Annotated in this window: 21 protein-coding genes; 11 read left to right on the top strand and 10 right to left on the bottom strand. The window is 69.2% G+C overall.

Going from position 1 to position 18,511, the window contains the following annotated elements; genetic code table 11:
• Positions 1–4: 4 nt before the first annotated feature.
• On the bottom strand, positions 5–751 hold the full coding sequence (locus ACGFIF_RS10630; protein WP_393153792.1) for an esterase family protein: 747 nt from the start codon (positions 749–751) through the stop codon (positions 5–7).
• Entirely contained in the window at positions 711–1,787 is a 1,077-nt protein-coding gene (locus tag ACGFIF_RS10635) for an alpha/beta hydrolase (RefSeq protein ID WP_393153794.1), read from the bottom strand. The genes ACGFIF_RS10630 and ACGFIF_RS10635 overlap by 41 nt, the downstream gene beginning before the upstream one ends.
• 64 nt (positions 1,788–1,851) lie before the next feature.
• Between ACGFIF_RS10635 and ACGFIF_RS10640 the strand changes: the two genes are divergently transcribed.
• A complete protein-coding gene (locus ACGFIF_RS10640; RefSeq protein WP_393153796.1) occupies positions 1,852–2,193 on the top strand; it encodes an MmcQ/YjbR family DNA-binding protein in 342 nt (113 codons plus the stop codon).
• A gap of 206 nt (positions 2,194–2,399) precedes the next feature.
• On the opposite strand, the gene ACGFIF_RS10645 is transcribed toward ACGFIF_RS10640, so the two are convergent.
• Positions 2,400–3,158: a response regulator gene (locus ACGFIF_RS10645; RefSeq protein ID WP_393153798.1), complete on the bottom strand. Its 759-nt coding sequence runs from the start codon at positions 3,156–3,158 to the stop codon at positions 2,400–2,402.
• A complete protein-coding gene (locus tag ACGFIF_RS10650; RefSeq protein ID WP_393153800.1) occupies positions 3,137–4,501 on the bottom strand; it encodes a sensor histidine kinase in 1,365 nt (454 codons plus the stop codon). Before ACGFIF_RS10650 ends, ACGFIF_RS10645 begins: the two co-directional genes overlap by 22 nt.
• 176 nt (positions 4,502–4,677) lie before the next feature.
• On the opposite strand from ACGFIF_RS10650, the gene ACGFIF_RS10655 reads away from it, so the two are divergent.
• The 3 genes from ACGFIF_RS10655 to ACGFIF_RS10665 all read left to right on the top strand — a co-directional run bounded on the left by ACGFIF_RS10655 (position 4,678) and on the right by ACGFIF_RS10665 (position 6,231).
• Positions 4,678–5,367 (top strand): M15 family metallopeptidase, encoded by a 690-nt coding sequence (locus ACGFIF_RS10655; RefSeq protein ID WP_393153802.1) that lies wholly within the window; start codon positions 4,678–4,680, stop codon positions 5,365–5,367.
• 36 nt (positions 5,368–5,403) lie between these two features.
• Positions 5,404–5,772, top strand: coding sequence for a hypothetical protein (locus ACGFIF_RS10660; protein WP_393153804.1), 369 nt, complete (start codon positions 5,404–5,406; stop codon positions 5,770–5,772).
• A gap of 72 nt (positions 5,773–5,844) precedes the next feature.
• Complete coding sequence (locus ACGFIF_RS10665; RefSeq protein WP_393153806.1) at positions 5,845–6,231, top strand: pilus assembly protein CpaE; 387 nt, start codon at positions 5,845–5,847, stop codon at positions 6,229–6,231.
• 22 nt (positions 6,232–6,253) lie between these two features.
• On the opposite strand, the gene ACGFIF_RS10670 is transcribed toward ACGFIF_RS10665, so the two are convergent.
• Positions 6,254–6,970, bottom strand: a complete 717-nt coding sequence (locus ACGFIF_RS10670) for a hypothetical protein (RefSeq protein ID WP_393153808.1) — start codon at positions 6,968–6,970, stop codon at positions 6,254–6,256.
• Between the two features lie 98 nt (positions 6,971–7,068).
• On the opposite strand from ACGFIF_RS10670, the gene ACGFIF_RS10675 reads away from it, so the two are divergent.
• The 5 genes from ACGFIF_RS10675 (at position 7,069) to ACGFIF_RS10695 (ending at position 10,615) form a co-directional block, all read left to right on the top strand.
• Entirely contained in the window at positions 7,069–8,412 is a 1,344-nt protein-coding gene (locus ACGFIF_RS10675; protein ID WP_393153810.1) for an aromatic amino acid lyase, read from the top strand.
• 195 nt (positions 8,413–8,607) lie between these two features.
• Positions 8,608–9,264 (top strand): hypothetical protein, encoded by a 657-nt coding sequence (locus ACGFIF_RS10680; RefSeq protein WP_393153812.1) that lies wholly within the window; start codon positions 8,608–8,610, stop codon positions 9,262–9,264.
• Between the two features lie 84 nt (positions 9,265–9,348).
• Positions 9,349–9,675: an ArsR/SmtB family transcription factor gene (locus tag ACGFIF_RS10685; protein WP_393153814.1), complete on the top strand. Its 327-nt coding sequence runs from the start codon at positions 9,349–9,351 to the stop codon at positions 9,673–9,675.
• On the top strand, positions 9,672–10,160 hold the full coding sequence (locus tag ACGFIF_RS10690) for an SRPBCC family protein (protein ID WP_393153816.1): 489 nt from the start codon (positions 9,672–9,674) through the stop codon (positions 10,158–10,160). Before ACGFIF_RS10685 ends, ACGFIF_RS10690 begins: the two co-directional genes overlap by 4 nt.
• The gene (locus tag ACGFIF_RS10695) at positions 10,157–10,615 is read left to right on the top strand and encodes an SDR family oxidoreductase (protein ID WP_393153818.1); all 459 of its coding nucleotides are present in this window, start codon (positions 10,157–10,159) and stop codon (positions 10,613–10,615) included. Before ACGFIF_RS10690 ends, ACGFIF_RS10695 begins: the two co-directional genes overlap by 4 nt.
• Positions 10,616–10,617: 2 nt before the next feature.
• On the opposite strand, the gene ACGFIF_RS10700 is transcribed toward ACGFIF_RS10695, so the two are convergent.
• The 3 genes from ACGFIF_RS10700 to ACGFIF_RS10710 are packed head-to-tail and all read right to left on the bottom strand — an operon-like array spanning position 10,618 to position 13,931.
• A complete protein-coding gene (locus ACGFIF_RS10700) occupies positions 10,618–11,775 on the bottom strand; it encodes an NAD(P)/FAD-dependent oxidoreductase (RefSeq protein ID WP_393153820.1) in 1,158 nt (385 codons plus the stop codon).
• Positions 11,775–13,319: an aldehyde dehydrogenase family protein gene (locus ACGFIF_RS10705; RefSeq protein WP_393153822.1), complete on the bottom strand. Its 1,545-nt coding sequence runs from the start codon at positions 13,317–13,319 to the stop codon at positions 11,775–11,777. The genes ACGFIF_RS10700 and ACGFIF_RS10705 overlap by 1 nt, the downstream gene beginning before the upstream one ends.
• Before the next feature lie 30 nt (positions 13,320–13,349).
• A complete protein-coding gene (locus tag ACGFIF_RS10710; RefSeq protein ID WP_393153824.1) occupies positions 13,350–13,931 on the bottom strand; it encodes a hypothetical protein in 582 nt (193 codons plus the stop codon).
• Between the two features lie 104 nt (positions 13,932–14,035).
• Here ACGFIF_RS10710 and ACGFIF_RS10715 point away from each other — a divergent pair, with 104 nt between their 5' ends.
• Entirely contained in the window at positions 14,036–14,512 is a 477-nt protein-coding gene (locus tag ACGFIF_RS10715) for a DUF1992 domain-containing protein (RefSeq protein WP_393153826.1), read from the top strand.
• On the opposite strand, the gene ACGFIF_RS10720 is transcribed toward ACGFIF_RS10715, so the two are convergent.
• A complete protein-coding gene (locus tag ACGFIF_RS10720; protein WP_393153828.1) occupies positions 14,505–16,607 on the bottom strand; it encodes a thiamine pyrophosphate-dependent enzyme in 2,103 nt (700 codons plus the stop codon). The genes ACGFIF_RS10715 and ACGFIF_RS10720 overlap by 8 nt on opposite strands.
• Before the next feature lie 33 nt (positions 16,608–16,640).
• Positions 16,641–17,114, bottom strand: a complete 474-nt coding sequence (locus ACGFIF_RS10725; protein WP_393153830.1) for a MarR family winged helix-turn-helix transcriptional regulator — start codon at positions 17,112–17,114, stop codon at positions 16,641–16,643.
• 94 nt (positions 17,115–17,208) lie between these two features.
• On the opposite strand from ACGFIF_RS10725, the gene ACGFIF_RS10730 reads away from it, so the two are divergent.
• The gene (locus ACGFIF_RS10730) at positions 17,209–18,507 is read left to right on the top strand and encodes an MFS transporter (protein ID WP_393153832.1); all 1,299 of its coding nucleotides are present in this window, start codon (positions 17,209–17,211) and stop codon (positions 18,505–18,507) included.
• The last annotated feature ends 4 nt before the right edge of the window (positions 18,508–18,511 follow it).

The raw sequence follows: 18,511 nt of genomic DNA on the forward strand, positions 1-18,511 counted from the left end.
ACTCCTAACAGAATCGGGGCAGATGGTGGGCGAGCTGGCGGCGCCACCAGGGCCAGTCGTGCGCTACGTCGTACCCCCACAGATCGAACTCATGCGGGATGCCCTTGGCCGCGAGTATGGCGGCAGTCGCGTGAGCCGATGGCAGCGACCCAGTGGGGTTGGTCTCCCAGTCGCCCTGGCCCACCGTGAGCACGATGAAGATCCGTTCGCGCAAGTACTGCAGGTGGTCGCCGTCCAGGTTGGGCAGGTAGTCGGCCGGGTTGTTGAAGTACGTCGCGTCGCCGCGCTCACCCCAGGCGTACCAGCTGGCCGCGTCGTAGTTGCCGGACTGGCAGATCGCGATCGGGAACAGGTCGGCGCGCTTGAAGGCGAAGTTGAAGGCGTGGAAGGCGCCCAGGCTGCAGCCGGTGGTGACGATATCGGTCACGCCGGGCGAGTCCGCGCCGATCACCGGGACGACCTGGTTGACGATCCACGACTCGTACAGCCCATGCCGCCGGGCCCGGTCCTCGAGCTGGATACTCCGGTCGGACCAGCTGACGTGGTCGTAGGAGTCGACGCAGTACAGCTTGACCCGGCCGGCCTCGATCAGGTCCGCGACGGCGTCGACCATGCCGTTGTTCTCGTAGTCCCAGGCGCGGCCCTGCTCGCTCGGGAACACCAGCACCGGGCGGCCGAAGTGGCCGTAACGGATCACCGTGCCGGGCCGGTCAAGCCCGGGCGCCTCCAGTTCGACCTGTTCCCGCTCCATCAGCCTCACCCCAGGCGCGTCGCAGTAGATCCGTCAGCTCAGGATCCAGCACATCACGCCACGCTGTGAAGTTGTGCATGTCGGGAGTTTCGGCGAACTCGACCCGGAGGCCCAATTCGGTGAGGCGCGCGGCCATCACCCGGTTGTTGTGGGCATTCTCCTCGGGTGACCCGGCCGTCATCCCGATCAGGGGCGTGCTGGGCGCTGCGGTTGCCGTCAGCACCTGTTGCACGAAGCCGGTGACCTGGGCGTAGTACTCGAACCTGGACTCCTGCGGGTCCGTCTCCGGCGTGAAGAACGACCCGGACTGCAGGAACAGCCCGTCGAACGTGCCGGGGTGGTGCCACTCGGCATGCAACGCCGCCAGCGCACCGAGACTCGCCCCCATCATCACCGGCCGACGGCTCCGGTACTGCGCCTTGATCGCGGGCAGCACGTACTGCGTCAGGGCCTCGGCGTACTGCGGGTTGGCGGCGTACCAGAGATTCCGGGCGGTCGGGTGGATCAGGGCGAGCCGGAACGGTGGTAGCGCGGACCCGGCGGCCATCGCGCCGGCGTAGTGCGTCAGACCGGCGTATGAGGCGAACTCGGGACCGTCGTGGGCGAGCAGCAGGGGTAGCTCGAAGGTCGGCGCGATGCCTTCCGGCGCCCACACCTGGAGGTCGACGCCGCCCACCGGGGAGTCCACCGTCAGTGGTGTCAGGGTCGAGGGGATCTGGGGGCTCGTGAGCCAGGCGGGCTCGACGTACCCGGGGAGCGGCAGCCAGGAGTGCTCGCCGAACGCACCGCCGACCAGCCGCGGATTGGTCGGATCGGTCCGCATGCCCAGATCCGCGATGTCGAACAGGTACTCCATCCGGTGCACGGACGGCCGCGGCAGCCTCAGCTCCCAGCCGTAGTCGACGGGTTTGAACTCCAGCAGCTCGGCCGCGACCCCCAGCTCCTGCCACAGTTTGACGCCGGTGAACACATGCGAGGGGTCGCCGAGGCGGAACACCACCTCGGCCCCTTCGACCGCACTCACCACACCAGGCATCCAGCCAAGGTACAACCGAAAAACCTGACATTCCCTGTCAGTGATCACCGTCTATCGTTGGATCGTGGTCGATCTCACGGACATTCGGGCGGTGACAGCGGACCTGCCGCGCAGTTACGAGGTGCTGGTCCGGGACCAGATCAAGTTCCGGGTCGGGCAGATCGTGTACCTCGCGGTGGCGCCGGACGAGAAGACGATCGGGATCGGGTTCCCGCGCGAGGAGCGGGAGGCCGCGCTGGCGGCGGAGCCGGAGAAGTTCTTCCGGCCGCGGCCGTCGGACGAGCGGTTCCGGTGGATCCAGGTCCGGCTGGACGCGATCGATTACGACGAACTGCGCGAGCTGATCCTGGACGCGTGGGCGATGTGCGTCCCGAAGAAGGTCCGGGCCGAGTACTTCGGGCAGTAGAAGGTCGGGGCCGACGGCAACCATCTCATCCTCAGGTAGTAGCGCCGAACCCTCCTGAGGACCGATGGGCGACGGCTTTTCGCGACGCATTCTGGAACCATGACCGGAGATTTCCTGCCCAACCGCCGCAAGGCATCCCTGAAGGCCCAGGTCCTCACCGTCCTGTTCCTGCTCGCCGCCGCGGCGCTGGGGATCTACCTGTATTCCTAGGAGTCCCAGCGGACGTCGGCCTCGCCCGGGCGGACCACACCCGCCTCGTAGGCGACGACGACGGCCTGGACCCGGCTGGAGAGGCCGAGCTTGGACAGGACGCTGCTGACGTGGGTTTTCACCGTGGTCTCGCTGACGAACAGCTTGGTGGCCAGGTCCCGGTTCGACAGGCCGCGAGCCATCCAGACCAGGATCTCCCGCTCGCGCTCACTCAGCTGGCCGAGCAGCCCGGCCCAGCGGCCGTCCGGCTGGCCCGGCGCGGGCTCCGTCGGACTACTGCCGACCTGGCGCTCGAGCTCCATGCACCGCTCCAGCAGCACCCGCGTCGAGGCCGGGTCGACCAGCGAGTCGCCCCGGTAGACCGCGCGGACCGCCGAGACCAGCAGATCCGGGTCCGTGTCCTTCAGCAGGAACCCGGACGCCCCGGCCCGGACGGCGCTCAGGACGTAGGCCTCGTCGTCGAACGTCGTCAGCACCAGTACGGCGGGCCGCGAACGACCGGCCGCCTTGTTGGCCGACGTGATCCGCTCGGTCGCGACCAGCCCGTCCATGACCGGCATCCGGATGTCCATCAGTACGACGTCCGGGTCGTACTGGTCGATCAGCCGGAGCGCCTCCTCGCCGTCACCGGCCTGGGCGATCGTGGTCAGATCCGGCTCGTGGTCGAGGATCATCGCCAGGCCCATCCGGATCACGCCCTGGTCGTCCGCGACCAGCACCCGGATCTGGTCGTCTACGTCTGCGGCGGCAGCCATGCCTGCACTCTCCATCCACCCAGTGGGCCGGCCGCGACGGCCAGCGTGCCGCCGACCGCCGTCGCCCGTTCCCGCATCCCGATCAGCCCGTTGCCGCGGCCGCTCTCGCTCCGCCGGGCGGTCTCCAGCACGTTCACCGGCGGCGGTCCGCCGCTGCCGTTGTCGTCGATGGTCAGGAGCTCGCCCTGCGGTCCACTCTGCCAGGTGACCTGAGCCGCGGTCGCCTTCGCGTGCACCATCACGTTGGTGAGCGCCTCCTGGATGATCCGTACGGCGGTCAGATCGGTGGCCGAGGTCAGTTGCCGCTGCCGGGTGGGCAGGTGCATCGTCACGTCGACACCGACCGCCTTCAGCCGCTCGCCCATCCGGGCGACATCGGACAGGTCGGGCACTGGCGCCGTCCCACCACCCGAGCCCGGTGCGGTCGTGCCGTCCGGACCCGGCTCGGCGGTGTTGAGCACCCGGACCGTCTCCCGCATCGCGGTCAGCGCCTCCTTGCCGCTGGCAATGATCCAGCGGATCGCCTCCCGCAGTGCCTCCGGTTTCTGGTCGGCGACCCGGTCGGCGGCCTGGGCCCGGATGACCACCGCGCTGACGTGGTGCGAGATGACGTCGTGCAGGTCGCGGGCGATCCGGGTCCGCTCGGCGACCTTGGCCCGCTCGGCCTCGACCGCGCGCAGCCGGACCAGTTCGGCGTTCCGCTGCTCCAGCAGGGCGACGTTCTTCCGCCGCCGGCGAGCGTCCGCACCGAGCAGCACCATGCCGCAGATCAGCGCCTCGGCGAACACGAACAGCGAGACGTCGATGTAGTTGTAGAGACTCGGCACATCGCTGGGCAGGTTCTTGTACCGGTCGCCGTACAGGATCGCCCGGTTCGCGTTCCCCAGCACGATCGCGACCACGGTCGGCAGACCGATCATCAGCGCGGCCAGGCTGCCCATGGTGAAGAAGAGACAGGTGAACCGCCGTACGCCGCTCGACGCGGCCAGGTACCCGACCACGAGCAGCGGGACCAGGTGGATCTCGGACTGCAGCGCGGCATCGCTGATCTCGGGCTGGCCGAAGATGGTCAGCCCGAGCTGGGCGGCCAGGCCGGTGCCGACCGCGGCGTACAGGAACGGGTAGAGCACCGAGACGGCCACCAGCATCGTCCGTGGGAACCGCCGGACGAAGGCGACCGTGACGACCAGGAAGACCCCGGTCACCACCGAGACGGTCGGGTTCTGCGGGCGCAGGCCGCTGTCGTTGATCAGGGTCAGCGCCATGAACCAGCCCACGCCGATCAGCGCCGCGAGCAGCAGATCCTGCTGCGCCTGCGGCAACCGACGCCAGAAGGTCCACATGTCGCCCAGCGTAGTCAGGTGCCGTTCGCCAAAGCTTCATCTGCCCGGACGGGCACCCTCTCCAACTTTTGGAGGAGGCTGGGCGTCCGATTTGATACTCAGGGCCTACTTCCGGGTCCCGATGACGGTCCCTGGGGCCGATGCGCCCACCGCCCTGATCCGAGAGGCTGTACCCCATGACGAAGCACCTGCCGCCGCGCCGGACCGGCTCGGTGCGGACGCGGTTGCTGTCCGTGACGGGTGTGGGGGTGGCGGTGCTGGCGGTCGGTTCGCTGGTGCTCTGGCACGGGCAGGTGGGGGAGTTGTTCGGCCTGGCCGCCGACAAGGAGCCGGTCATCTCGAGCGTGAACGCGCCCGCGGTCTCCGAGCCGCCCACCACCCTGGCCACCAGGACGCCCACGCCCACGCCGACCCGGACACCGACGAAGAAGCCCACGAAGAAACCCACCAAGACTCCGACGACACCGACGTACGGCGAGGAGAGCATCAACGGGCTGTCGCCGACGCTGAAGTCGCGGCTGAAGAAGGCGATGGCCGCGGCGAAGCGCGACGGCGTCACGCTGAAGATCACCTCCGGCCGCCGGAGCAAGGCCAAGCAGCAGCGGCTGCTGAACGAGGCGATCGAGAAGTACGGCTCGTACAAGGCGGCGACACGGTGGGTGCTGCCGCCCAAGTACTCCGCTCACGTGCAGGGCAAGGCCGTGGACATCGGTCCGGCGGCCGCCATGCAGTGGCTGAACCGGAACGGCTACCGCTACGGCATCTGCCGCCGGTACGACAACGAACCCTGGCACTTCGAGGCGCTGACCACCCCCGGCACCAAGTGCCCGCCGCGCGAACCGTACGCGCGGCCTGTGTCCGACTAGTCCGACTGACCCGACGAGACGAATCAGGAGCCGATCATGACCATGACCTACGCCCAGCCGATCCCGCGCTACACCCGGGCGCGCCTCGCCGTCCCCGCTCTGTGGCGGCAGGTGATCCGGGCCACCGGGAAGAGTGACGAAGCAGTCGTGACCGAACCGGACCGCTCCGCGCACACGCAGTTGGAGATCTACGACGGGGTGCTGGCCGCGTTCGAGCGTCGCACCGAGGTGCAGGGCGTGCTGTCGACCTCGCCGGACCGCGCGACCGCCGTACGGCGTCTGCGTGAGCTGCTCGGGGCGAGTCACCTGCAGGCGACTGCCCTCCTCGACCTCCCGCTGACCAGCGAGTCCCACGACCGGATCGCCCGCCGTGCGGCCGAGCTGCGGGCTGCTCTGGACCGCTGAACCACCCTCCTGGCCGGCCCCGCGGCTCGCGGCTGAGGTGCGGGGCTTGAGTGGCGTGGGGAGGATGGAGGGGTGATCACGATCGAGCAGGCCGGGCGACTACGCAAGGCCGGGGTGCTGTGGGTGCCCGCGGCGGGGGATCGTTTCGTCGTGCCGGACCGGGACATGGACGAGGACGTGTTCGTGGTGAGCGACATGACCGTCGAGGTGCACGACTACCAGGGCAGCAAGGTGATCGGCTTCAACGGCACCACCGAGTGGGCCCTGGACAGTATCGAGCAGCGCGAGGTGATCTGGCTCCCGCGCGAGGAACAGCTCCGCGCTCTCCTCGGCGAGCACTTCCGCGTTCTCGAGGCAGTCCCCGGCGGCTACCGGGTCGACCTCACCGACAGCTCCCACACCGCCCCGGACGCCGAACAGGCCTACGCCCAGGCCGTCATCCACCTCCTGGGCGCCTAGAAGCCACCTCCATCCAGCGCGGTCAGCGTGCTGTTGTGGGCCGCCAGTACTGCTTCTTCTCCTTGTCCTTCACCGTGTAGCCGAGCTTCGTCACCTCGTCGCGCAGCTCCCGCAGGTCCGCCTTCCCCTTGTCCCCCTGGTCGAAGGCCTTGGACCGCGCCTTCAGCAGCGCGTTCACGGTCGGCGGCAGCTCCGGCTCGTCCTCCACCCAGCGGCGGAACCGGTCGGCGTGCGGATCACCGCTGTCCGACCACGGATACCCATGGGCGCGGAACGCCGCCGGGATCTGCTTGGCCTCGGACTTCAGCTGATCGTGCTTCTCCCGGGCCAGTTCGCGCGACGTCGAGTCCTGCAGCACGATCTCCTTGCCGTCCAGGAACGCGACCGCCACCTTCTCCCGCGGCACCGTGACCGTCTTCTGGTTCTTCAGGAACTCCACCGACGGCCCGGTGATCGTCACCTTGAGCGTGTCCTCGAGCGCCATCGCCGCGAGCAGTACGCCGGCGAGCAGACCGATCACGATGCAGATCGCGCCCACCCACCAGCCGTCCCAGCCCGCGATCAGCTTCAGCGGTCCCTGGAACGGCACCCAGTCCTTGCTCGCCGCCCAGTCCGCGATCCGCGGCAGGAAGAAGCCGAGGACCAGCCCGACCAGCGGGAACCCACCGAACAGGACCACCTTGTCCGTGGTCGAGTGCCCGATGACGGTGCGCCGCGGTGTCTGTGTCGTCGACCCCATGGGCCCGAACATAGCGTGGCGGCGGGAAACTTTAGTATCGAATCACGACGACCGAAGGAGCCGGGTGACGAACGCGATCTGGTTGCGGTTCCACTGACATGCTGATCACCCAGCCGTCCGACCTCGACCCCGCCAGTCCCGGACCGATCACCATCGCGCAACCGCTCCTCGACCACCTCGCCGCGATCCGCGCCGACGTGCTCGCCTCACTGGCTTCCGGCGAACCTGTGTACGGCGTCAACACCGGAATGGGCGCGCTGAGCAAGGTCCGGTTGACTACGGACGAGCAGAAGGTGCACCAACGCAACCTCCTGCTCGGCAGAGCGGTGGGCGGTCCACCGTGGCTGCCGGATGACGAGGCACGGGCCGTGCTGATCGGTCGGCTGCGCACATTCCTGACCGGGGACGCGGGTGTCTCCGTCGAGTTGATCCAGCAGTTGGTTGCCTTCATCAACAGTGGTCACGTGCCCGCGATCCCCGCGGGTGGAGCCGGCTCGGCCGGCGAGATCATCCCGCTCGCTCATGCCTTCGGCCCGCTCGCGGCCGACCTCGGCCCCAAGGAGGGCATCGCTCTCCTCGCGGGCATTCCGGGTGCGACCGGACGGGCAGCGCTCCATGCTGCCCGAGCCCGGCGGCTGGCTGATCGCCTGAGTGAGATCGGCGCTGGGGCGATCGCCGTGATCGGGGCCAATCGTGGGCCGTATCACCCGCTCACCGCACGAGGCGACGACGTGCTGGCGGCTGAGCTCACCCGGCTCCGCAACCTGGTCGGTCCCGAACCCGATCCCCGGTCGCTGCAGGCTCCCGTCTCGTTTCGCGTGGCCGGCCCGGTGATCGCCCACGTCCGCCGTACTCTCACGCATCTGGAAGCGGCGGTCGAGCGGGCGTTCACCGGTGTGACCGACTCACCGGCGTACTTGGACGGCGAGTTCGTCGGCACCGCGGGTTTCCACGGGATCGACCTTGCCGCGCACTGCGACCACCTGACCGCGGCCCTCGCCCACGCGGCCGAGGTCTCGACCGCCCGGCTCCACCGCTTGCTCGATCCGGCGGTCACCGGCCTACCCGCTCAACTCGCGCACGAGCCCGGCCCACAAGCCGGCCTGGTCGCCGTTCACAAACGCGCCGTCGCCACCAGCCACGCCCTCCGCCGCCTGACGTTGCCATCAGCAATCGGTACGGCGGAGACATCAAACGGGCAGGAGGACGTGCAGAGCTTCTCCTGGGAGGCGGTCGGCGGCCTCGCCGAAGCCATCCGCCTGGCCCGCGAAGTCGCCGCCTGCGAACTCCTCGCCGTCCACCAAGCCCTCGCCCTGTCCAAGCGCCCGGTCCCGCCCGGACTGCAGGAGTTGCTGCTCGCCGTCGCGAACGTCGTACCGCCGATCGAGGCCGACCGCCCGTTCGGCGAGGACCTGACCAGGTTGCTGGACTCGGTCCTCTAGGTCATGGGTTGATCGAAAAAGCCAGTGCGACACGCGGGTGGGTGGAAGTCGCAAGTAGCTTGCGGTGGGTCTGTGTCGTTGGCCTGGTACGGGCTTGTGGATCTGAACGAAGACCTGACCTTGGCGGGGGTGTCTGGGGCTCGGTCGTATCCACTAGCCTGAATCGGGTTTGGCCGGCGGAGATGGAGGAGTTCGTTGAAGCGGTTCGTGGTCCCGCCGACCTGGCCGTCGCCGCCCCGCCGTAGTTGGGTCCCGCCGAAGACGTGGCGTCCGGATCCGTCCTGGCCACCGCCGCCGGAGGGCTGGCGGTTCTGGGTCGACGGCAAGGGCAACGCCGTCCGCGGCCCGGTCGGCCGGTACGGCGGCGCCTCCCGCAAGGCGATGTACGCCGGGATCGGTGGGATGGTGCTCCTCCTCGCGGTGAACTTCTGGGCCCTGTCCGCGATCGGTCTGTTCGGCGGCGACTCCGGTGGTTCGCAGGCCGTCCACGTTGTCGACGACAGTTCGCCGGCACCCTCGGCGACCCCGACCGTCGTACCGCCGAAGGCGACGCAGCCGACCTCGGCGCCGCCGCCGGTGCAGAAGACGACGGTGACGCCGACCCGGAAGCCGACGCCGAAGCCGACGAAGACGCGCACCACCGAGCGGGAGTCGGAGGAGCGGTCCGAGCCGGCTCCGACCAGGACGCCGACGAAAACCGTCCGCCCGCCGCGAACGAGCACGAGTGCGCCGCCGACCCGCGAGGAGCTCCTGCGGCAGTACTGCATCCAGCAGGGCTGGGACCCGGAGTGGTGCGACCCGGACAACTGGCCGCAGGACCCGGCCGACGACCCCCGCAACGAAGAGCCCTGATCCAACCGACCCGATCGGGTTGACAGGGCGGGGCTCTGCGCGCATTGTTAACCATATGGTTTCAAAACCAAATGGTTACAGACGATGCCCGATCAGCTGAGCGGTGTGTTCGCGGCGCTGGCCGATCCGACCCGGCGGGCGATCCTGCGGCAGTTGCGCGACGGTGACGCGACCGTCGCCGAGCTCGCGGCGCCGTACTCGATGTCGCAGCCCGCGGTCTCCAAGCATCTGAAGGTGCTGGAGCATGCCGGGCTGATCAGCCGGAGCCGGCGCGCGACCGCCCGGCTGAGTCACCTCGAAGCGGAACCGCTCCGCGAGGCCGTCGGCTGGTTGATGGACTACCGCGCGTACTGGGCGGAGAGCTTCGACCGTCTCGACGACTTGCTCGACGAACTGAGAGACGCGACATGACCGACTTTCAGGTGATCGCGGAGCCCGGTGTACCGCAGGTCATCATCACCCGGCGATTCAAGGCGCCACGTGAACTGCTGTTCCGCGCGTACACCGATCCGGCGTTGATTCCGCGGTGGCTCGGACCGGCCGGGCTCACGCTGACCGTGAATCAACTGGACCCGCGGCACGGCGGTCGCTGGCGCTGGACGCACTACGACGCCGCGGGGAAGGGCTACGTCTTCCACGGCCTGTACCACGGAACGCCGTCGCCGGAGCGGATCGTGCAGACGTACGAGTTCGACCAGCAGCCGGGCGTCGTCTACCTGAACATCATCACCTTCGACGAGGCCGACGGGGTGACCACGCTGCGGCAGAACACCGTCTTCCAGGCGGTCGAGGACCGCGACCTGTACGTCGAGACCGGGATGGAGCGCGGGATCCGCGCCTCGATGCAGCAACTCGACGACCTCGTCACCGAACTGGCACAGGAGGCACCATCATGATGCTGACCGGAAAGAACGCGATCGTGTACGGCGCGGCCGGCCCGATCGGGAGCGCCGTCGCCAAGGCCTTCGCGGCCGAGGGAGCGACGGTCCACCTCGCGGGTCGGACGCAGAAGACCCTGGACCAGGTGGCGGACGAGATCCGCGCCGCGGGCGGGCAGGCCGAGACGGGTGTGGTAGACGCGCTCGACGAGAAGTCCGTGGACGAACATGCCGCCGCGGTCGGCCGGATCGACATCTCGTTCAACCTGATCGGCCACCGGCAGTCGAACCCGGACACCTACCCGGAAGACCTCCGCCGCGCCCTCGAGAAGGACACCGCCGCTCGCACCATGCTCAAACGAGCCGCCACCCTGTCCGACGTCGGAGCCGTCGCCGTCTTCGCCGCCTCCGACCAGGCCCGAGCCCTCACCGGCACCGCCCTCAACCTCACCGTCGGCGCGGTGGTCAACTGACGTCAGACGACGTTCCACTCGGCCCGGGCGGTGTTCAGGTGGAAGCGGCGGGCGTGGAGCGGGCTGATGTCGACGAAGGGCTCGCGACCCAGGTACAGGTCGCGGATGATCTCGCCGACGGCCGGGCCCTGCAGGAAGCCGTGGCCCGAGAACCCGGTGGCGTAAAGGAATCTGGACACACCGTCGGCCTCGCCGATCAAGGCGTTGTGGTCCGGCGTCACCTCGTACAGCCCGGCCCAGCCACCGGTCAGGCCGACGTCGAGTAATGAGGGTGCGCGGCGTTCCATTGTCTCGGTGAGACGCGGGAGCCAGGTGTCGGTGCGGTTCAGATGGAAGCCTGGTTGCTCGTCGGGGTCCGACATCCCGACCAGTAGGCCGGGGCCTTCGCGGTGGAAGTAGAACGTGCTGGTGAAGTCGATCGTCATCGGCAGGCCGGGCGGGAGATCGGCGATCGCGTCGGTCACCACGATCTGCCGGCGCAGCGGCGTGACCGGGAGGTCGACTCCGATCAGGTCGCCCAGTCGCGCGGACCAGGCACCGGCCGCGCAGATCACGGTGCTGGTCCGGACGTCGCCGCGACTGGTCCGGACCGTGCGGATGTGGTTGCCCTCGGCATCGATGCCGATGACCTCGCATCCGGTGACCAGGGTGGCGCCGAGTCGACGGGCGGCCGTGGCGTACCCGAGTACGACGGACTCCGGCGTACAGTGACCGTCCGCCGGGGAGAAGCAGGCGCCGGCCAGGCCTTCCGCCGAGACGATCGGCGCGAGCGCGATGGCCTCGTCGACGTCGAGCATGCGGGTCGGTTGCCCGGCCGCGTTCTGCAGGCGGGTGCTCTCGCGGAACAACTCGAGCTGGTCGGCCGTCTCGAGCAGGAACAGGTAGCCGACCCGGTGCAGGTCGATCTCCTGGCCGGGACGTTCCCCGAAGCGGGCGAAGGCCTCCAGGCTGCGGGCGCCGAGCGCGATGTTCAGTTCGTCGGAGAAGTTCGCGCGGACGCCGCCGGCCGCCTTCGAGGTCGAGCCGGAGCCGAGCTCGTCGCGTTCCAGCAGCAGGACGCGTTCCACCCCCGCCTCGGCGAGGTGGAACGCGATGCTGGTGCCCATCACCCCGCCGCCGACGATCACCACGTCGGCGGCGTCCGGCAGGGTCGCCGCCATCAGGGCAGCTGGAACGAGAGGTCGGCCTCGACCGTCTCGGTGTCCATCTGTGCCTTCTGCAGCTTGCCTGAGTAGTCCCAGTTCATCGACTGCCAGCGGGTGAACTGGTCCAGCACCCAGACACCGCTCTGCCGGGAACCGTTACCGGACTTGCCGTTCCCGCCGAACGGCAGATGCGCCTCGGCCCCGGACGTCGAGTTGTTCACGCTGACCATGCCGGCCGAGATGCCCTGCGCGAACCGGAACGCCTTGTTCGGGTCGGTGGTGTAGATCGAGCTGGACAGTCCGTACCCAGACTTGTTGCCCAGAGCAATCGCTTGGTCCAGGTCGTGGTACGTCGCGACGCCGACGATCGGCCCGAACGTTTCGTTCAGGAACAGCTCGTCCTCCGGCCGGACCCCGGCGACGATCACCGGGTGGTAGAACAGCCCGGCCGCGGGGTCGCCGACGAAACCCTTCCGCGGGTTGTCGGCGCTGACCCGGCCGGTCGCGCCGATGACCCGGTGGTGCGGGCCGATCCAGCTCAGCGACTTCTCGAAACCGGCCGCGAACTTCTCGTCCAGCAGCGGCCCGAACAGCACGTCCTGGGCCGGATCACCCATCGCCGCGTCCGCGACCGCCCGGCCGAACCGGTCCAGGAACTCGTCGTGCACCGACCGGTGGACGATCGCCGTACCGAGGGAGGTGCAGCGCTGACCTGCCGTACCGAAGCCGGAGAACAGGGCGCCCTCGACGGCCAGGTCGAGGTCGGCGTCCTCGGTGATGATCATCGGGTTCTTGCCGCCGAGCTCCAGGCACGGGGTCTGCAGGTGCCGGCCGCACAGCTCGCCGATCCGGGTGCCGACCTCACTCGATCCGGTGAAGCCGACCTTGTTGACCTGGCCGGCCTGGAGCGCCTGCTCGAGACCGGTGAAGGTGTCCGGCCCGTCGGCGTACACGACGTTGAAGACCCCGGCCGGTACGCCGGAGTGCGCGAAGATCTCGTAGAACGCGTCGGACACCACGGCCGAGTACTCCGCCGGCTTCCAGACGACCGTGTTGCCACACAGCAGCGCCGGGACGATGTACCACGACGGTACGGCGACCGGGAAGTTTCCGGCCGTGATCACCGCGACCGTGCCGACCGGGCGGCGGAAGGTGAACAGCTGCTTGTCCGGCATCTCGGACGGGACCGTCTGGCCGTAGAGCCGGCGGCCCTCGCCGATGAAGAAGTCGCAGGTATCGATGATCTCCTGCACCTCGCCGCGTGCTTCCGCGATCGGCTTGCCGATCTCGCGGGTGACCAGGGCGGCGAGTCGTTCCTTGTTGGCGGTCATCAGCCGGCCGACGTTCGCGATCACCTGACCGCGCTGCGGTGCCGGCGTCGCGGCCCAGGCGGGCTGGGCCGCGCGGGCCGCCTCGGCGGCCTGGACGAAGACCTCGGGCCCGGCGCTGCCGACCGTCCCCACGACATCGCTCAGTTGAGCCGGGTTGGTCGACGGCGTACGCCGTACCGCCTCCGCGACTCGTGCACCGGCCACCACCGACAGAACCTCTACCGCCATGCGCATCCCCTTCCTGGAGTGGCTCCCACCCTAATCGCGGGGCGGCAGCTTGCGGTCGGGGTAGAGATCCGGGATCGGGATGGACATCCGCCACAGCTGCATGTGCGGGTGGATAAAGCCGTGCCGGACGGCCAAATGCCGGAGCAGGCGCAGCGGACCGGCGATCAGGATGAACGCCAGCGGAAGCTCGACCAGGAACGCGCTGAGCAGGGCCTGAGTGAGGTCGCCGCCGCGCTGGCTGGTCATCACGTCGAACCACGCGTCGCAGATCAGCAGCACCCCGGATGCGAACGCGGTCGGGAACACCAGTTGCTTGCGCTTCCAGCCCGCGACCGCGGTCAGCGCCAGCATGGTGAGCAGCAGGATGTCGAAGCCGACCCAGGTGGCGACCCAGTTCCGCGCGACGTAGTGGCTGGGCAGAGTGACGGCCAGGTAGACCGTCCACGGGATCAGCGCGGCCACACAGACCAGCATCAGCGCGGTCCGCCACTTGCGGATCCGCTCGATCGTCCGCAGCGACGGCAATCCGCCCGGATCGGGCGTCAGCCGCAGGATCAGCTCCCGCCGCTCGGCCGCCGTCAGCGCCGCGATCTGTTCGTCGGTCAAGATCACGGTTCCAGTATCCGAAGGCGCGCCAATATCCCTTGTGACTGCATTCACAAGCCGGTAAAGTACGGGCCGGAGCAACTGTCGATGAGGACAGATGAGGTGTGGGCATGACGGAGCGCAAGCCACCGGGCATGAAGACCCAGGACTGGGTCGAGGCTCAGATCAAGCGGGCCCAGAACGCCGGTGAGTTCGACGACCTGGCCGGTGCGGGCAAGCCACTCAAGCTGGCGGAATCGCACGACCCGGACTGGTGGGTCAAGGATTTCATCCGCCGCGAACAGATCGAGACCGAGGCGCTGCTGCCGCCGGCGGTCCTGCTGCGCAAGGAGAAGCAGCAGGTCTACGAGAAGGTCCGCGGAATGCGTCGCGAGGCCGAGGTCCGCGACTACCTGGCCGATCTGAACAAGCGGATCCTGGTCAGCATCCGCGACACCACCGGGCCGGTCGTGCCGGTCGGCACCGTGGACGAGGAAGCGATCCTCGCTCAGTGGGATGCCGAACAGCGCGACCGTGCGCAGCGGAAGCCGGCGCCGGAGCCGGAGACGCCTCCGAAGAAGTCCTTCTGGCAGAAGCTGTTCAGCTGAGCAGTTCGCGGGCAGCCGTCTCGATCTCCCGCTCGCTGACCAGGACGGAGTGAGCGGCCGCGCCCAGCGGGACGTAGGAGTCATGGCTGGCGACCCGCGCCAGCCGGCCGGTGTACCCGTAGTCGATCAGCGTGGCCAGGACGCCTTCGGAGACGCCGCCGGAGCGACGGGTCTCGTCGACTACCAGGACCCGTCCGGTCGCGGTTGCCTCACGCAACAAGTCCTCGACCGGTAGCGGCGCGAGCCAGCGCAGGTCGAGCACCCGGATGCCGGGCACCCTTGCCGCCACCCGGAGGCTCATCGGGACACCGTTGCCGAAGGTGACGATGGTCAGCCCGGTCCCGTCGCCGTACGTCCGGCCGCGTCCGATCGGCACGGGTTCATCCGGGTACGACGTCAGCCACGCGTCGTCCCCGTCGTCGTACAGGTCCCGCCGGTGGTAGAGCGCGATCGGCTCCAGGAAGACGCTGACCGTCCCGGACGAGCGGGCCGCCGCCGCGCAGGTGTGCAGCATCGCAGCCGCGTCGTCGGGCCGGGACGGTGACGCGATCACGATGCCCGGGATGTCACGCAGTACGCCGATCGCGTCGTCGTTGTGGAAGTGGCCGCCGAACCCCTTCTGGTAGCCGTAGCCGGCGATCCGCAGCACCATCGGGTTCGAGTACTGCTCCTGCGAGAAGAACTTCAGCGACGCCGCCTCGCCGCGCAACTGGTCCTCGGCGTTGTGCAGGTACGCGAGGTACTGGATCTCCGGGATCGGCAGCAACCCGGACACCCCGGCTCCGAGGGCCAGTCCGAGAATCGACTGCTCGTCCAGCAACGTGTCGAACACCCGGGCCGGCCCGAACGCCTTCTGCAGTCCACGGGTCACGCCGTATACGCCGCCCTTGCGGCCGACGTCCTCCCCGAACACCATCGCCTCCGGGTACGACGCGAGTACGTCGGCCAGCGCACGGTTGATCGACTGGCTCAGAGTCAGCCGGTCCGTCGTCGTACTGCGCTTGGGCAGCGACTCCGCGACGGGCTCCGGATCGGGGAAGCGCAGTGGCGCGGCAACGGCCTCCGCGGTGGCCAGTTGCGGCAGTCCCGCGACCTCGGCCGCGATCCGCATCACCTCGGCCCGCTTGTCCTCGTACAACTCGATCACGTCGTCGGGCGTGTAACCGGCTCCGAGCAGCAGTCGCGCCGTACCGAGCAGCGGGTCGAGCTCCTCGTCCGCGGCCAGTTCGGCGGGGGAGCGATAGGCCGCCTCCACGTCGGATCCGGCATGACCGAGCAGGCGGACGGTCCGGAGCCGGAGGAATGCCGGCCGCCGGTTCCGCCGGACGAACAACGCCGCCTCCGTTGCCATCGACAAGGCGGCGGCGGCATCGGTGCCGTCGGCGTCGAAGTACCGCAGACCGGGACGTTGCCCGTACGCCTGCCGGATCCAGCCCTCCGGCGTCCGCACGCTGATCCCGATCCCGTTGTCCTCGCAGACCAGCAGCAGCGGCATCGGCAGCCCCTGGTACGACGCGTGCAGGGTGGCGTTGATCGCGCCGGTCGCCGTCGAGTGGTTCGCCGAGGCATCGCCGAAGCTGGTCACCACGATCGCGTCGTGCGGCCACGGCGACGGTACGCCGAGCTTCGCCGACCGCGAGATCGAGAATGCGACCCCCATCGCGCGCGGCAGATGGGACGCGATGGTCGAGGTCTGCGGGATGATCGCCAGGTCGTGCCGGCCGAAGACCTTGTGCCGGCCGCCCGCGATCGGTTCGGCGGTGGCCGCGGCGACGCCGAGCAGGATGTCGCGCAGCCCTTCCTTCGAGCCGCACTGCTCGGCGCGGGCGAGGTAGAAGGCGCCGGACCGGTAGTGCAGCAGGGCCGGGTCGGTGGGCTGCAGCGCCGCGGCGACGGCGGCGTTGCCCTCGTGGCCGGCCGATCCGATCGTGTAGAACCCCTGACCTTGTGACTGCATCCATCGTGCGGCCAGGTCGGCGTGCCGGCTGCCGAGCTGGGCGTCGTACAGGCTGCGCAGCACGTCGTCCGGCAGGTCGCCCGGCGTCGGCTTCAGCGCACGGACGCGGTCGGCGAACCGCTCGTCGACGCCGGTCACTGCCCGGATCCCGCAGTCTCGGAGCCCGCGGTCTCAGAGCCCGCAGTCGAACCCGTCGTCGTTCGGGTTCGCGTCGGCCAGGACGTCCAGGATTCTGCTCGCGCGGCGAAGGTCCTCATCTGATACATGATCGGCGAAGAACGTCGACACCACAGCCTCGACCACGGGTTGGGCAGCCGCGAGTGCCTCCCGGCCCGCCGGAGTGAGCTCGGCCCAGGTGGCCCGGCGGTCCTCTGGGGTGTTCCGGCGGACGACCCAGCCGTCCTTGTCCTCGAGCTTGCCGATCAGCCGGGTGGCGCCGCTGCGGGAGATCATCAACTGCTCCGCGAGCGGCGCCATCCGCAGCCGGCCGCCGGCCTGGTCGAGGGTCCGCAGCACCTCGTGCTCGAAGTACCCCATCTTCAGCCGGGTGCGCAGGGTGTTGTCGAGATGCGTGAACAGCAGCGTGTCCGCGCGGTACATCGCCCGCCAGGCACCGAGCTGATCGGTGCTCATCGTCGTCGGCATGGTCAGAGTGTACGGCGTTTGGTGCGTAGAACAACAGTTGACACGTGAACTGTTTGCCTGTGTATGCTCGCTGCACCGACTAGGGGAGGCACTCGTGAGCTGGAAGGCAGTCCAACCGCTGCGGCATCGGGACTACCGGCTGCTGTGGACCGGCTTGGCGGTCGCTCTGCTCGGCAGTGGGCTCTGGCTGGTCGCGCTGGCCTGGCAGGTGATCGAGCTCGGTGGCGGGCCCGTCCAGCTGTCGGTGGTGACGACGGCATACAGCATCGGGCTGGTGGTCTGCTTGCTGTTCGGCGGGATCGCGGCCGACCGGTTGTCGCAGCGCAGCGTGATCATCGCTGCGGACGGTGTTCGGGGTCTGGTGTTGCTGGTCGTGGCCGGGCTGGCGCTGACCGGACTGCTGGAGATCTGGCAGCTCGCCGCTGCCGCGGTGCTGATCGGGGCTGGGGAGGCGTTCCTCATTCCGGCGTACACGGCCTTGGTGCCGAAGCTGTTGCCGGCGGACGAGCTGCTCGCCGCGAACGGGCTGGAAGGCACGCTGCGGCCGCTGGCCCAGCAGGCGACCGGGCCGGCGCTGGGCGGTCTGGCGATCGCGGCGATGTCGCCGGGGATCGCGATCCTGGTGACGGCGCTGACGTACTTCTTCTCTGCCGCGTGCGTGCTCGCGATGCGGGTGCCGTCCACCGGTTTCGAGCCGGTCGAGCCCGGTGATGTGGACGACAGTGAGCCGCCCGCCGCAGCGCGGACGATCTTCGGTGATCTGCGCGAAGGCTGGAGTTACGTACGGCGGACCCGTTGGCTGCTCGCGTCACTGCTGTTCGGCACGGTGTTCGTGTTGCTGATCCTGGGACCGCTCGAGGTGCTGCTGCCGTTCGCCGTCCGGGATCAGCTCGGTGGCGGACCGAGCGACTTCGGCCTGGTGCTGGCGGCGTTCGGCGTCGGCGGGGCGGTCGGTGCGTTGCTGATCTCGTCCCGGAGTATGCCGCGGCGGTATCTGACCGTGCTGACGCTGCTCTGGGGTTTCGGCTCGCTGCCGATCGTGGTGCTCGGGTTCGCCCGTGAGCTGTGGATGATGATGGCCGGTGCTGCCGTGGTGGGCCTGACCAGTTCGGCGGCGATGGTGATCTGGGGGACGCTGCTGCAGCGCCGGGTGCCGGACCGCCTGCGCGGGCGGATCGCCAGCCTGGACTTCTTCGTCTCGCTGCTGCTGATGCCGGTGTCGATGGCGCTGGCCGGCCCGGCGGGCGCCGTACTGGGGCTGACGACGGTGTTCATCATCGCCGGGGTCGGGCCCGCGCTGGTGTCGCTCCTGGTCGTGTACTTCGGCCGGATGCCCTCAGACGAGATCGCCCACCCGCTCGACCAGGCGGAACCGGAGCCCAGCGTTGCCTGAACCG

Source organism: Kribbella sp. NPDC049174 (assembly GCF_043197365.1).
In the GTDB taxonomy this organism is placed as follows: domain Bacteria; phylum Actinomycetota; class Actinomycetes; order Propionibacteriales; family Kribbellaceae; genus Kribbella.

Coding starts and splice junctions, on each gene's coding strand:
- ACGFIF_RS10630 (WP_393153792.1), bottom strand. CDS start 751: ATGGAGCGGGAACAGGTCGAACTGGAGGCGCCCGGGCTTGACCGGCCC.
- ACGFIF_RS10635 (WP_393153794.1), bottom strand. CDS start 1,787: ATGCCTGGTGTGGTGAGTGCGGTCGAAGGGGCCGAGGTGGTGTTCCGC.
- ACGFIF_RS10645 (WP_393153798.1), bottom strand. CDS start 3,158: ATGGCTGCCGCCGCAGACGTAGACGACCAGATCCGGGTGCTGGTCGCG.
- ACGFIF_RS10650 (WP_393153800.1), bottom strand. CDS start 4,501: ATGTGGACCTTCTGGCGTCGGTTGCCGCAGGCGCAGCAGGATCTGCTG.
- ACGFIF_RS10655 (WP_393153802.1), top strand. CDS start 4,678: ATGACGAAGCACCTGCCGCCGCGCCGGACCGGCTCGGTGCGGACGCGG.
- ACGFIF_RS10660 (WP_393153804.1), top strand. CDS start 5,404: ATGACCATGACCTACGCCCAGCCGATCCCGCGCTACACCCGGGCGCGC.
- ACGFIF_RS10670 (WP_393153808.1), bottom strand. CDS start 6,970: ATGGGGTCGACGACACAGACACCGCGGCGCACCGTCATCGGGCACTCG.
- ACGFIF_RS10675 (WP_393153810.1), top strand. CDS start 7,069: ATGCTGATCACCCAGCCGTCCGACCTCGACCCCGCCAGTCCCGGACCG.
- ACGFIF_RS10685 (WP_393153814.1), top strand. CDS start 9,349: ATGCCCGATCAGCTGAGCGGTGTGTTCGCGGCGCTGGCCGATCCGACC.
- ACGFIF_RS10690 (WP_393153816.1), top strand. CDS start 9,672: ATGACCGACTTTCAGGTGATCGCGGAGCCCGGTGTACCGCAGGTCATC.
- ACGFIF_RS10695 (WP_393153818.1), top strand. CDS start 10,157: ATGATGCTGACCGGAAAGAACGCGATCGTGTACGGCGCGGCCGGCCCG.
- ACGFIF_RS10700 (WP_393153820.1), bottom strand. CDS start 11,775: ATGGCGGCGACCCTGCCGGACGCCGCCGACGTGGTGATCGTCGGCGGC.
- ACGFIF_RS10705 (WP_393153822.1), bottom strand. CDS start 13,319: ATGGCGGTAGAGGTTCTGTCGGTGGTGGCCGGTGCACGAGTCGCGGAG.
- ACGFIF_RS10715 (WP_393153826.1), top strand. CDS start 14,036: ATGACGGAGCGCAAGCCACCGGGCATGAAGACCCAGGACTGGGTCGAG.
- ACGFIF_RS10725 (WP_393153830.1), bottom strand. CDS start 17,114: ATGCCGACGACGATGAGCACCGATCAGCTCGGTGCCTGGCGGGCGATG.